9 protein-coding genes and 1 pseudogene are annotated in these 13543 nt (G+C 73.3%); 6 read left to right on the top strand and 4 right to left on the bottom strand.

Annotated features, from left to right (window positions below; all coding sequences use genetic code 11):
• Positions 1–193: 193 nt before the first annotated feature.
• Together ABT296_RS17350 and ABT296_RS17345 are read right to left on the bottom strand one after the other, a co-directional pair.
• Positions 194–2773, bottom strand: coding sequence for an ABC transporter permease (locus ABT296_RS17350; protein WP_351928050.1), 2580 nt, complete (start codon positions 2771–2773; stop codon positions 194–196).
• Positions 2770–3558 carry an ABC transporter ATP-binding protein gene (locus ABT296_RS17345; protein WP_351928048.1) on the bottom strand — a complete coding sequence of 263 codons (789 nt, stop codon included), beginning with the start codon at positions 3556–3558 and terminating at the stop codon, positions 2770–2772. The genes ABT296_RS17350 and ABT296_RS17345 overlap by 4 nt, the downstream gene beginning before the upstream one ends.
• A gap of 446 nt (positions 3559–4004) precedes the next feature.
• Between ABT296_RS17345 and ABT296_RS17340 the strand changes: the two genes are divergently transcribed.
• The 6 genes and pseudogenes from ABT296_RS17340 to ABT296_RS17315 all read left to right on the top strand — a co-directional run bounded on the left by ABT296_RS17340 (position 4005) and on the right by ABT296_RS17315 (position 9753).
• Complete coding sequence (locus ABT296_RS17340; RefSeq protein ID WP_351928046.1) at positions 4005–5504, top strand: MFS transporter; 1500 nt, start codon at positions 4005–4007, stop codon at positions 5502–5504.
• Positions 5505–5525: 21 nt separating this feature from the next.
• Complete coding sequence (locus tag ABT296_RS17335; protein WP_351928044.1) at positions 5526–6011, top strand: GNAT family N-acetyltransferase; 486 nt, start codon at positions 5526–5528, stop codon at positions 6009–6011.
• A 228-nt stretch (positions 6012–6239) separates the two neighbouring features.
• Positions 6240–6677 (top strand): DUF485 domain-containing protein, encoded by a 438-nt coding sequence (locus tag ABT296_RS17330; RefSeq protein WP_351928042.1) that lies wholly within the window; start codon positions 6240–6242, stop codon positions 6675–6677.
• Positions 6674–8287 carry a sodium/solute symporter gene (locus tag ABT296_RS17325; protein WP_351928040.1) on the top strand — a complete coding sequence of 538 codons (1614 nt, stop codon included), beginning with the start codon at positions 6674–6676 and terminating at the stop codon, positions 8285–8287. Before ABT296_RS17330 ends, ABT296_RS17325 begins: the two co-directional genes overlap by 4 nt.
• Positions 8251–8907, top strand: a pseudogene (locus tag ABT296_RS17320) (RICIN domain-containing protein); the annotation flags it as partial. The gene ABT296_RS17325 and the pseudogene ABT296_RS17320, both read left to right, overlap by 37 nt.
• Positions 8908–8943: 36 nt before the next feature.
• On the top strand, positions 8944–9753 hold the full coding sequence (locus ABT296_RS17315; protein WP_502977273.1) for a pectate lyase: 810 nt from the start codon (positions 8944–8946) through the stop codon (positions 9751–9753).
• 54 nt (positions 9754–9807) lie between these two features.
• Here the strand turns inward: ABT296_RS17315 and ABT296_RS17310 are convergent, their stop codons facing one another.
• Together ABT296_RS17310 and ABT296_RS17305 are read right to left on the bottom strand one after the other, a co-directional pair.
• A complete protein-coding gene (locus ABT296_RS17310) occupies positions 9808–10695 on the bottom strand; it encodes a coiled-coil domain-containing protein (RefSeq protein ID WP_351928038.1) in 888 nt (295 codons plus the stop codon).
• Positions 10696–10926: 231 nt separating this feature from the next.
• Positions 10927–13536, bottom strand: coding sequence for an SUKH-4 family immunity protein (locus tag ABT296_RS17305; protein WP_351928036.1), 2610 nt, complete (start codon positions 13534–13536; stop codon positions 10927–10929).
• Positions 13537–13543: the final 7 nt, after the last annotated feature.

Genomic DNA, 13543 nt, shown 5'->3' with positions numbered 1-13543 from the left:
GGGGTGGGGGCCGGGTGGGGTTCGCCCCCGCCGCCCCTTCCCGTCCCGACCCCGGGGGCTGCCGCCCCCGGACCCCCGTTCGGCCCCGAAAGGGCCTCGTCCTCAAACGCCGGACGGGCTGAAACGCACCCGGTGCGGGGAGGCCCCCCAAGGCCTCCCCGCACCGGTCCCCCGCAACCCCCGTCTGCGGTGGCTACTCCGTGGCGATGGCGTTCAGGACGTTCATCCTGCCCGCTCGGAACGCCGGGATCAGTGCTGCCAGCAGGCCCACGAAGGCCGAGCCGACGAAGACTCCGCCGATGGTGACCCAGGGGATCTCCAGGACCTTCAGGCCCTCCAGGGCGAGCAGTTGCTGGGCCGCCGCGCCCCAGCCCATGCCGAGGCCGAGGCCGAGCAGGGCGCCGAAGAGGGCGATGACCACGGACTCCAGGCGGATCATGCGGCGCAGCTGGCGGCGGGAGAGGCCGATGGCCCGCATCAGGCCGATCTCCCGGGTCCGCTCGACCACCGACAGGGCGAGGGTGTTCACCACACCGAGGATCGCCACGATGATCGCGAGGGCCAGCAGGCCGTAGATCATGTTGAGGAGCTGCCCGATCTGGTCCTTCAGCGCCTCCTTGTAGTCGGTCTGGTCGCGCACGGTGTACTGCGGGTAGTCGTGCAGCGCCGACTTCAGGGACTTGTACGCGGCGTCCTGCTGCCCGTCCTTCGCCGAGGCGAAGACCAGCTGGTCGAGCGGCATCCGGTCGGCCGGCAGGTACTTGGCGAGGGTGGCGATCGAGGTGTACTTCGAGCCCGCGTCGATGACGACGTCACTGCTGGTGATCGCGCGGACCGTCAGCTCGGCCGTCTCGCCGCCCTTGAAGGCGACCTCGATCTTCGAGCCGAGCTTGATGCCGTGGTCCTTGGCGAAGGTCTCGTGGACGGACATCGAGTCCGGCTTGTAGGCGTCGGCGAGGTTGCCCGCCACCGTCTTGGTGCGCAGGTCCTGGGCGTAGGACGCGTCGGCCGCGGTGATGTCGGTGTTCTTGAGCGTCTTGCCGTCGGGCGTGGTGTAGTCCGCCTCGGCGATCTTGTACTGGGTGACGTGGTCGAGGCCCGGCGTGGCCCTGACCGCCTCGACGGCCTGCGGGGTGACGAGCTGGCCGCTGTCGGACTGGATGATGAAGTCGGTGCCGACGGTCTTGTCGAGCTGGTCGGTGGCCGAGGCGACCATCGAGGAGCCGACGACCGACAGACAGGCGACCAGTGCCAGGCCGATCATCAGGGCGGCGCCGGTGGCCCCCGTGCGACGCGGGTTGCGCAGCGCGTTGCGCTCGGCCATGCGGCCCACGGGGCCGAAGACCCGCAGGATCGCGGCGCCCAGGACGCGCACCACACCGCCGGCCAGCAGGGGGCCGATGACGACGAAGCCGATCAGGGAGAGGACGATGCCGAGGCCGAGCCAGAGCGAGCCCTGCTTGGCCTCGTCAGCCGCGGTGGCCAGGTAGAGGCCGTAGGCGCCGCCCGCGGTGAGCAGGGTGCCGAGCACGGCCCGCACCACGCCGGCCCTGGCGTCCGCCGGGGCGCCCGCGTCCCGCAGGGCCGCCATGGGAGAGACCTTGCCGGCGCGGCGGGCCGGCAGATAGGCGGCGAGGACGGTGACGACCACGCCGAGGACCAGGCCGACCACCGGGGTCGTCCAGGCGATCGTCAGGTCGGAGGTGGACAGTTCCATGCCCATGGAGCCCATGAGCTTCATCAGGCCGATGGCGAGTCCGACGCCCGCGCCGACGCCGAGGACCGAGCCGAACACGCCCAGCAGCAGCGCCTCCACCAGCACCGACCGGTTGACCTGCTTGCGGCTGGAGCCGATGGCCCGCATCAGGCCGATCTCCCGGGTGCGCTGGGCGACCAGCATGGAGAAGGTGTTGATGATCAGGAAGATGCCGACGAGGAAGGCGATCCCGGCGAAGCCGAGCATCGCGTACTTCATGACGTTCATGAAGCTCGCGACGTCCTTCTGGTTGGCGTCGGCGGTCTCCTTGGCCGTCTGCACCTTGTAGTCGCCGCCGGTCGCGGCGAGCACGTTCTTCTTCAGTTGCGCGTCGCTGACGCCGGCCGCCGCGGTGACGTTGACGTTGGTGTAGACGTCCGGCTCGCCGATCAGGGTCTGCTGGGCGGTCGCGGTGTCCAGGTAGAAGAGGGCCGCGCCGGGGTTGGTGACCTGGAAGTCGGCGATGGCGGAGATCCGCGCGGTGTGGGTGCCGACGGCGGTGATCACGCCGATCTCGTCGCCGAGCTTCAGGTCGTGCTTGTCGACGGTGTCCGAGTCGACCATCACCTGGTCGGAGCCCTTGGGCGCCGTACCGGAGGTGATCTTCATGGTGCGGGCCTCGTTGGCGTTCCAGCTGCCGACGATGGTCGGGGCTCCGCTGGTCGGCGAGAGGCTGTCCTTGTCACCGTCGACGACGGTGACGGAGGTGGAGAAGACGGTGCCCTCCGCCGACTTCACGCCCTCGGCGCCGCGCACCTTCTCCACCACGGAGGCCGGCATGACCGGCGGCTTGCCGGTGTCGTTGGTGGTCTCACCGGTGTCGGAGGCGTCCTTCGAGCTGACCGTCACATCGGAGGAGGTGGCGGCGAAGAGCTTGTCGAAGGTGGTGTTCATGGTGTCGGTGAACACCAGGGTGCCGCAGACGAAGGCGACCGAGAGCAGCACGGCGACGGCCGAGAGGGCCATGCGCCCCTTGTGCGCGAAGAAGTTGCGCATCGAGGTCTTCATGACGGTCATGACGTGCGCCCCCGGGCGTCGAAGTCCTTCATGCGGTCCAGGACGGCCTCGGCGGTCGGCTTGAACATCTCGTCGACGATCCGGCCGTCGGCGAGGTACAGCACCCGGTCCGCGTAGGAGGCGGCCACCGGGTCGTGGGTGACCATCACGATGGTCTGGCCCAGCTCGTCGACCGAGCGGCGCAGGAAGCCGAGGACCTCGGCGCCGGCCCGCGAGTCGAGGTTTCCGGTCGGTTCGTCACCGAAGATGATCTCGGGCCGGGCGGCCAGCGCCCGGGCCACCGCGACGCGCTGCTGCTGGCCGCCGGAGAGCTGGGTGGGGCGGTGCTTGAGGCGGGAGGAGAGTCCGACGGTCTCCACCACCCGGGCCAGCCACTCCCGGTCGGGCTTGCGGCCCGCGATGTCCATGGGGAGCGTGATGTTCTCGATCGCGTTCAGCGTCGGCAGCAGGTTGAACGCCTGGAAGATGAAGCCGATCCGGTCGCGGCGCAGCCGGGTGAGCTTCTTGTCCTTCAGGCCGGTGATCTCGGTGTCGTCCAGGTAGATCTGCCCGCTGGTCACGGTGTCGAGGCCGGCCAGGCAGTGCATCAGCGTGGACTTGCCGGACCCCGAGGGGCCCATGATCGCGGTGAACTGCCCCCGTGCGATGTCCACGTCCACCTGGTCCAGGGCGACGACGCGGGTCTCCCCCGACCCGTACGCCTTGACGACCTGACGCGCCCGGGCGGCAACGGCCGTACGCCCTCCAGTGTCCCCGTGCTTGGGAATGGTCACGGCCGATGTCATGGCAAGTCTCCTATGTCGGTCAGCAAGATGGTCGTGCGGGCGGTACGTGCGAAGCGGTGGTGCGAAGCGGTGGTGCGAAGCGGTACGTGCCAAGCGGTGGTGCGAAGCGGTACGTGAGAAGTCTGGTCGTCGCGGGGGCCGGGCGCGCTGGTGCCAAGTGCCGTCTTCCTGCGGGGGAAAACCCCACCCCCGTAGGACCGGTCAGCCGCCCCCCAGCGGCGTAAAGCCAGGTTAAGGAAGGCAGGGGGGCCGTCTCGTCCTCCGCCGGGACGAACCCGCCCCGGGCCCTGGTACGGAGGAACCCCTAGGGGCTGTAAGCCCTTGGGCGGACCTGTCGTCGGGGTCGCCTCCTCCCCCGGGCCCACCCCAGCCTCATCCCTCCCGCCGCATGAGGGTCAAGTGGGAAGCTGGTCCCGGCAGATAGGTGCAGGGGGAAAGGAAATCCCGTGGGCGGCGACACCAGACCGGCGGTGCGCGAGGGCACCCGGCGCGAGGGGCCCGAGCGGCGGGGCGCGGTGGTGGCCGCCCTGATGCTGTCGATGGCGCTGGCCGCGCTCGACTCGACGATCGTCTCCACCGCCGTGCCCCAGATCGTGGGCGACCTCGGCGGCTTCTCCTACTTCTCCTGGCTGTTCTCCGGCTATCTGCTCGCGGTCACCGTCACCCTGCCCGTCTACGGCAAGCTCTCCGACACCTTCGGGCGCAAGCCGGTGCTGGTGGCGGGCGCGGCCCTGTTCCTGCTCGGCTCGCTGCTGTGCGCGCTCGCCTGGAACATGGGCGCGCTGATCGCCTTCCGGATCGTGCAGGGGCTCGGCGGCGGCGCGCTCCAGGGCACGGTGCAGACGCTGGCCGCAGATCTGTACCCGCTCGAGGAGCGGCCCCGGATCCAGGCCCGGCTGTCCACGGTGTGGGCGGTGTCCGCGGTGGCGGGGCCGGGGGTGGGCGGGGTGCTGGCGGCGTACGCGGACTGGCGGTGGATCTTCCTGGTCAACCTGCCGGTCGGGGCGGTGGCGTTGTGGCTGATCGTGCGCCATCTGCACGAGCCGCAGCGGGAGTTGCCGGCCGCCCGGCCGCGGATCGACTGGGCGGGCGCCGTCGCGGTGTTCGCCTGCGGCGGGGTGCTGCTCACCGCGCTGGTGCAGGGCGGGGTGGCCTGGCCCTGGCTGTCGGCGCCGTCGATCGCCCTGCTGGGTACGGGAGTTGCCCTGGTGGGGGTGGTGGTGCTGGTGGAGCGGCGGGCGGCGGAGCCGATCATCCCGGGCTGGGTGTGGCGCCGCCGGACGATCGCCGCGGTGAACCTCGCGCTCGGCGCGCTGGGTCTGCTGATGGTCGCGCCCACGGTGTTCCTGCCCACCTACGCGCAGTCGGTGCTGGGGCTCGGGCCGGTGGCGGCCGGGTTCGTGCTGTCGGTGTGGACGCTGAGCTGGCCGGTGTCGGCGGCGCTGAGCCAGCACGTGTACCGCAGGATCGGCTTCCGGGACACGGCGGTGCTCGGCATGGCGGGGGCGGCGCTGTGCCTGTTCGCCTTCCCCTTCCTGCCGTACCCCGGTGACGCCTGGCAGCCGGCGCTGCTGATGCTGCTGCTCGGCGGCGCCCTCGGGCTGTTCCAGCTGCCGCTGATCGTGGGGGTGCAGTCGACGGTGGGCTGGTCGGAGCGGGGTACGACGACGGCGTCGGTGCTGTTCTGCCGGCAGACCGGGCAGACGCTGGGCGCGGCGGTGTTCGGCGCGGTCGCCAACGGGGTGCTCGCGGCGCGCGTCGGCGGGGCGGGCGACCTGGACTCGGTGACCCGCGCCCTGGGCTCCGGCTCGGGGGCGGAGGCGACCCGGCGGGCCATCGCGGAGGCGGTGCACGCGGTGTACCTGGGAGCGGCGGGCGCGGCGGCGCTGGCGGTCCTGGTGCTGCTCCTCGTCGCGCCGCGGAAATTTCCGGTGCTCGCCGACTGAGCGGTCCCTACCCTGGTGGCCATGGTGAGGCCGGAACGGCTGCGGCAGGAGCACGCGGAGGCCCTGCTGGTCTTCGAGCGGGAGAACCGGGCCTACTTCGCCCGGACGATCCCCGACCGCGGCGACGACTTCTTCCGGCCCGCCGTCTTCGCGGCCCGGCTCCGGGCCCTGCTGACCGAGCAGGAACTCGGCATCTGCCACTTCCATGTGCTGCTCGACGACGAGGGCCGGCTGGTGGGGCGGATGAACCTGATGGACGCGGAGAACGGCGGTGCCGAACTCGGCTACCGCATCGCGCGGAGCGCGGCGGGCCGGGGCGTGGCGACGGCGGCGGTCGGACAGATGTGCCGGCTGTCGGCGCGGACGTACGGGCTCCGGGTCCTCACCGCGGTCACCACCCAGGACAACCCCGCCTCGCGCACGGTCCTGGAACGCAACGGTTTCACCCGCACCGGCGAGCCGGAGGTCGACGGCCGGCCGGGCGTCTCCTATCGCCGTGCGCTGTAGCGGCCGGCACCCGATCACCTCGTAGCGGGCGCTCTCGAAAAGTCGGAGTTAACGGCGGTAACACCCGAGGTCAGACCGGTCGGGGCGGAAGTAAGCGCATACCGACCGATCAGTTTGCCGAAACCCTCGCGCAGGGGGCTACCAACAAGTAACGTGCGTCCTCGCTCGACCGCCCCCCACCTCCCTGCGGTCCCTACCGGACCCGAGCCGCCACGCAAGGAGCACGGGATGTCCTTCGACCCGTATCCGCCGTACCCCCACCGGCCGCCGCAAGTGCAGCCGTACGCCACCTACCCCTGGCAGCCGCCCGCGCCCGCCGAACCGCCGCCCTACCGTCCCCCGCGCCACCCTCCCCTCGGGCACCACAGCGACCTGCGGATCCTGCGCAGCGCCTACCGCTGGCAGCGCCGCACCGCCACGCTCACCGCGCTGGGCTACTTCGTGCTGTTCCTCGTGCTGTCGGCGGCCGCGCCGTCCGTGATGGCCGGCGAGGTCACCGACGGCCTGCCCACCGGACTGCTGCTCGCCCTGATCCAGCTCCCCGTCACCTGGCTCGCGATCGCCGTCTACGAGCACACCGCGCGCCGCCGTGTGGACCCGCTCGCCGAGCGCATCCGCAAGCAGGCCGAGGTGGACGCCCGTCGCGAGGGGGCCTCGCACCGATGACCAGCCAGTTCAGCGGCGACACCCAGACGATGTCGCTGGTCGCCTTCTCCGCCGTCGTCACCATCACCCTGCTGCTGTGCGTGATGACCGGCCCCGACCGGGACGACCTCGACGAGTTCTACACCGGCTACGGCTCCCTGTCCGCGATGCGCAACGGCCTGGCCATCGGCGGTGACTACATCTCCGCCGCGACCGTGCTCGGCACCAGCGGCGTCATCGCCCTGTACGGCTACGACGGCATCGTCCTCGCCCTCAGCACCGCGCTGTCGCTGATGCTGCTGATGTTCCTGCTGGCCGAACCCCTGCGCAACGCGGGCCGGTTCACCATGGGCGACGCGCTGGCCCGCCGGATGCCCGGCCGCGGCGTGCGGATCGCGGCCTGCGCGGTGACCATCGCCGCCCTGCTGCCGCTGATGCTGGTCCAACTGGCCGGCACCGGACAGCTGATGGCGTTCCTGCTCGGCTTCTCCGGCGACTCGCTGAAGACCGGGTGCATCATCGGCCTCGGCGCCCTGATGATCAGCTACGCGGCGATCGGCGGCATGAAGGGCACCGCCCTCATCCAGATCCTGAAGATGGTGATGCTGCTGGGCTCCGGCGCGGTGGTCGCCGTCCTGGTGCTGAGCAGGTTCGACTGGAACCCGGCGGCGCTGTTCGACGCGGCCGCCGAGCGGAGCGGGGTGGGCTCCGCCTTCCTCAACCCGGGGCTGCAGTTCTCGGGCGGACCGATGCCGGGCCTGGACATGGTCAGCTCGCATCTCGCGGTCGTCCTCGGCGGTGCCTGTCTGCCGCACATCACCATGCGGATGTACACCGCCTCCAGCGCCCGTCAGGTGCGCCGCTCGATGTCCTGGGCGGTCTCCACGGTCGTGCTGTTCGTGCTGGTCATCACGGTGGTCGGGTTCGGGGCGACCGCGCTGATCGGGCGCGCGGTGATCGCCGGGGCCGACCCGCAGGGCAACACCGCCTATCTCCTCGGCTCGCAGGCCGCGTTCGGGCCGGAGGTGTCCACCGCGGAGACCTTCCTGTTCACCGCGGTCACCACGGCGATCTTCCTCACCGTGCTCGCCTCCGTCGCGGGGATGATCCTCGCCTGCGCCAACTCCCTCGCCCACGACGTGTTCGCCACCCGGTTCAGGGAGCTGTCGGGGCGGCGCGAGATGACGGTGGCGCGGCTGTCCGCAGTCGCGGTGGGCGTGCCGGCGATCCTGCTGGCCACGCTGGTGCAGCACCGGAGCCTCCAGCCGCTGGTCACGCTGTCGTTCTGCATCGGCGCCTCCGCCATCGCGCCGGCCCTGGTCCTCAGCCTCTTCTGGCGCCGCTACACCCGCGCCGGCCTGCTGGCCACGCTGATCGGCGGAACGCTGGTGGTGCTGCTGCTGATGCCGGGCACCAACCTGGTCTCCGGCTCCCCCTACTCCGCCTTCCCCGAGGCCGACTTCAACTGGTACCCGTTCACGACGACCGCGCTGGTCTCCGTACCGGCGGGCTTCCTGTTCGGCTGGCTGGGGACGGTGGCGTCGGGGCACCGCAGGGCGGAGGAGCAGCGGCGGCAGTACGAGGCCGTGGAGGGATGGATCCTGGCGGGGGCACTGCGCCGCAAGGGCTGACCCCGCCGAAAGTTCTCCCGAACCCCGGCAACCTCTCGCGCCACCTGCGGCGACAAGGGGGCGGAAGTGCCGATGGCCTTCCGCCCCCGAACCTCCGAAGCGAGAGCGACGACGTGAGCGAGAGAGCAACCGACCGCGGGCACCGGCCGCGGCACAGGAAGTCCCACCGCCGGGCGGTGCTGATCGGCGGCCTGGTCACCGCACTGGGCGCGGGCGCCGTCACCGGCGGCATGCTGATGACGGCCTCCGCGTCGGGCCCCGGCGCCGGCGCCTACCGGCTGGTCAACGCGGCCGACAGCACCTGTCTGAGCCTGCCGGCCTCCGGCACCCAGCTGGCCACCGCCGCCTGCGCCGACGGTGCGGCCGGCCAGGTGTGGCAACTGGCCGAGGCGGACGGCGGATTCACCGTCAAGGACGCGGCCGGGCTGTGCGCCACGGTGAAGGGCGCGTCCACCTCGGCCGGCAAGGCCGTGCAGCAGCAGACCTGTGACGGCGGCGCGGCCCAGGTGTGGCGGCTCGACGCGGTCGGCGAGGCCCACCACCTGGTGAACGCCAACAGCGACAAGTGCCTGAACGCCAAGTCGGCGCTGGTGCAGCAGAACTCCTGCGACAAGGCGAGCAGCAAGAGCTGGACGCTGGTGGCGCAGGGCACCACGGTGCCCTCCCCCACCGCGACCGCCACCGCTACGAAGACGCCGACGCCCACGGCCACCGCTACGGCGACGAAGACGCCCACCGCCACCGCCACCCCCACGGCGACCGCCACCGGCGGCACCGGCCTCGGCGCCTGGCCCACCGCCACCGGCAACCAGTCGGTGTCCGAGACGATCGAGGTCTCCGGCACCTTCGACGGCGCCCTCAAGCGCTTCTCCGGCTCCGGCGAGCTCGGCAGCGACGGCCAGTCCGAGAGCCAGGGCCCGCTGTTCAAGCTGGCCGACGGCGCCGTGCTGAAGAACGTCGTCCTCGGCTCCCCGGCAGCCGACGGCGTCCACTGCTCGGGCAGCTGCACGCTGCAGAACGTGTGGTGGGAGGACGTCGGCGAGGACGCCGCCACCTTCAAGGGCAAGTCCACCTCCGCCACGTACCTGGTGGACGGCGGCGGCGCCCGCAAGGCGGACGACAAGGTCCTGCAGTTCAACGGCGCCGGCACCCTCACCGTCCGCGACTTCCAGGTGGAGGACTTCGGCAAGCTGGTCCGCTCCTGCGGCAACTGCTCCACCCAGTACCAGCGGCACGTCGTCATCAGCAACGTGAAGGTGACCGCGCCCGGCAAGACCCTGGTGGGCATCAACTCCAACTACGGCGACACCGCGACCCTCTCGCGCGTCACCGTCGTGGGGGACGACGACCTCAAGATCTGCGAGCGCTTCAAGGGCAACAGCTCCGGCGCCGAGCCGACGTCCCTGGGCAGCGGCCCGGACGGCACGTACTGCCGCTACAGCACCTCGGACATCACCTTCCAGTGATGCCGGTTCCGACGAGGGGTGCCCGGGTCCCGGGCACCCCTCTCGGCCGCTGCGCTACTCCGCCGCCGCCCGCCCGGTCAGGGTGGTGAGGCTGTCGCGCACATGGTCCATATGGGCGCGTACGTCGTCCCACAGCTCCCCGTGCTCGCGCAGCACGCGCTCGGTCTCCCGGGCGATCCGCTCCTCGCGCACCCGCGCCCCGGCGAGCAGCTCGGCCGCCCGCTCCCGCGCCTCCTCCAGGTACGGCGGCACCACGGCCCGGGTCTCGGCGAGCACCCGCTCCGCGTCGGACAGCGCCGCCTCCGCGCGGGCGAGGCGCTCCACGTTCCGCGCCTCGGCCGCCACCGCCCGCTCCTCGGCCTCCCGTTCGAAGGCGGCCGAGCGTTCCGCGTGCTCCCCGGCCTGCCGGGCGAGCACGCCCTCGGTGCGCCGACGGGCCTCGCGCAGCGCGCCCAGCGCCTCCGCGCGGCCCTCCTTGACCTCGCGCCGGGCCACGATCCGGGTCTCGTCCGCCTCGGCCCGCGCGGCGAGCAGCACCTCACGGGCCCGCTCCTCGACCTCGGCGCGTACGGCGCCGGCCCGGGTCAGGGCCGCGCCGCGCACGCCGTCCGCGTACTCCCGCGCCGCCTCGGTGAGCCGCCGGGCCTCGTCTTCGGCGCCCTCCCGCAGGGCGGCGGCCTCCTCCAGCCCGAGCCGGAGGATCTGCCGGGCGCGCTCGGGGAGGGTGTCGTAGGTCTGCGGCGCGAGCCGGGCCACGGTCTCCCGCAGCCGTTCCGCCTCGCCCTCCATCTCCTTGGCGAGCACGGTCAGCCGGGCGGCGCGCTCCCAGGCGTCGTCCCGGTCCCGGCAGAGCGCGGCGGCGTAGGCGTCGACCTGCTCGGGACGGTAGCCGCGCCCCCGGACGGCACTGAAGCCGTGGGACGGGACCGGTGTGCCGGTCATGCGGGAACCCCTCTCCATCGGACGGACGCGAAAAAGATGATTTCGCGGACATACTGATGTATCGGAAAGAAAGGCTCATAACGCGACACTCCGGGCGGAGGTCACGGGCACTGCCCTGCCCAGGTGCCGAACTCCCCGCCCGGTCGGGGCCGGACACACGAAAGCCGGGCCCGGTCGTCACCGACGACCGGGCCCGGCTCACTCACCCGTGTGCCGCTCAGCGGCGGCGGGTCACAGCAGGCCGTCCCACATCTGCTCCAGCAGCACCGACCACCAGCTCTCCGGCGAACCGAGCGCCGCCGGGTCCAGGGAGGCCAGCTGGGCCTGGAAGTCGACGGTCCAGCGGCCCGCCTGCTCCTGGTTCAGCCCGAACCGCAGCCGCCACATCCGGCCCAGCAGCCCCAGGCAGCGCTGGAACTCGGGCAGCCCGGTGTTGACGAACTGCGGCGGCACCGGGGCACCGCCGGGGCCCGCCTCCACCGGCACGGCGACGATGTTGGCCGTGCCGTACTGCACGCACAGCGCCCGGCCGAAGTCGCTGCCCATCACCAGGTACGACCCGGCGTCCGCGGCCGGCTGCACCCCGCGCTCGGCCGCGAGCTCCGCCAGCGTCGGCACCGGGCGCCCGGGCTGGGCCTGCGCCCAGAAGAAGGGGCCCATGTCCATCGGCAGCCCCGCCACGACCAGCGAGTGCGCGACGATCGGCGGCACCCCCTGCCGGGATACGGCGGCCTGCTCGAACCGGAACACGCCCGGACCGAAGGCAGCGGCCAGCTCCTGCGCGATCCCCTCCGGCGGGATCGGGGGCGTGGGCGGCACCGGCTGGAGCGGCGCCCGCGCCGGCGCGAGCCGTGCGGGACCGTCCGCCACCTGGTGCAGTTCGCCCTGGTGCGCGAGCAGCTGCTGCATGCCCTGCTGCCGGCTGGCGTGGTCCGTGCCGTACGGCGCGATGCTCGCGATCCGCGCCTGCGGCCACTGCTCCCGGATCATCCGCGCGCAGTAGGCGCCCGGCAGTTCGCAGGACTCCAGTTCGGTGTGAAGCTCCAGCACCTGGTCCGGCGGCACGTTCATGGCCCGCAGCTCGTGGAAGATCTGCCACTCCGGGTGCGGCGTGCCCGGCGCCGAACGCCGGATCAGCTGCTGCTCGGAGCCGTCCTGCGCGCGGTAGCGCAGCACGGCCTGGTAGCCCGGTCCCACGGTCGGCTGACCGGTGGGCTGCGGATAGCCGTACGCCGGGGGCTGCTGACCGGGGACCGGCTGCCCGGGCGGCGGTACGGCGCCAGGCGGCATCGGCGGCTGGGGCGCGCCCGGGGCCATGCCGGGGACGCCCGGGGCGCCCGGCGGCGGAGGCACGCCGGGGCCGCCCACCGGGGGTGCGGAGAGCACGGTCTCGGCGTGGTGCACGGCACCGCGCCCGGCGCTCGGGGCGCCCGGGGCCGCGGGGCCGCCCGGCGGCGGGGTCTGCGTGCCGGGGACGCCGGGGGGCTGCGGGGCTCCGGGGCCGCCGGGGGCACCGCCCAGCTGGCTCGGGTCGGCCAGCATCGTGGCGGCGTGGTGGACACCGCCGGGAGGCGTGCCACCGGGTGCGCCGGGCGGCCGAGGGGCGCCGGGCGGCGCCGGTGCGGGCGGACCGGCGGGCGCGTCGGGGCCCTCGGGGCCGAGCGCGGAGACCAGTTGCGTGGGCTGGTACCCGCCGGCGGGGGCTCCCGGAGGCGGCGTGGCGCCGGGGACGCCCGGGGCGCCCGGGGCGCCGGGGACGCCCGGCGGGGGCGGCGGGGTGGCGCCGCCCGGCGCGCGGCGCGGCGGTGCCGCCTTGCTCGTCGCGGCGTCGGCGATGTCACCGGCGTTCGGGGCGAGCGGGCGGTCGGGGGTCCGCGGTCCGGGAGCGGCGGGCGGAGGCGTGGCACCCGGCGCGGGGGCGCCGTGCGGGGGCGTACCCGGCGCGTTCTGGCCGCCGAGCGACGGTGTGACCGCCGTCGGCGGAAGCTGGCTGCCGCCGGAGATCAGCGCCGTCTTCGCATCCGGCGCGACGGGCGGCGGCGTGTTGTCGTCGGTGCCGCTCAGCGGCGGCGCGAACACGGTCAGGGGCAGCGGTACGGAACGGTCGTCGCCGGCGTCGGCGTTGGTGTCCGTACCGGCCCACGGGGTCGCCCCCGCGGGAGCCGGAGCCGGAGCCGGAACCGGAGGCGTCGCGGGCGCGCCCGCACCGTCACTCGCACCGGCGTCCGGCCAGGCGGCCGCACCAGCACCCGGACCCGTACCCGCACCGTCGGCGACAGGCGCCCCCGGCGCGGGAGTCGGCGTCGCCGCGGCCGCCGCGGCCCCCGAGCCGGGCACCCCGGCCTGGGTCTGCGGAAGCGAACCCGAACCCGGCACCCCCGCCTGGGTCTGCGGCAGCGAACCGGAATCCGCCGCGGCACCGGAGGCGGCGCCCCCGGAGGTGTCGCCACCGCTGCGGCGCCCGGGGATGCCCATCTGGTCCGCGGCCTCCTGCAACCACTCCGGCGGAGTCAGCAGGAACGACGTCTGGTTGAGGTCCACGCGCGCGGCGGGCGCCGGCGCGGGTTCCTCGGCGGCCTCGGGGCGGCCGTACTCCTCCTCGTAGCGGCGGATCACCTCGCCCACCGGCAGCGCGGGCCACAGGGTGGCCTCCCCGCTGTCGCGGGCGATGACGAGCCGCTGCGCGCCGCCGTCCGAGCGGGGTCCGTCGGCGCGGTCCTCGGCCCACACCACGAACCCGAGTTCGAACTCCCGCACCCGCACCTCACGATGCTGGTACGACGGCACCTCGCCGTTGATCCACTCCTCGGCGCGCTCCTGCGCCTGAGCGAACGTCACCATTGCGAAA

Source organism: Streptomyces sp. NPDC000983 (genome assembly GCF_040299205.1).
Taxonomy (GTDB): domain Bacteria; phylum Actinomycetota; class Actinomycetes; order Streptomycetales; family Streptomycetaceae; genus Streptomyces.
The sequence above is the reverse complement of the archived record's forward strand: the minus strand, read 5'-3'. Positions and strand labels throughout refer to the sequence as shown.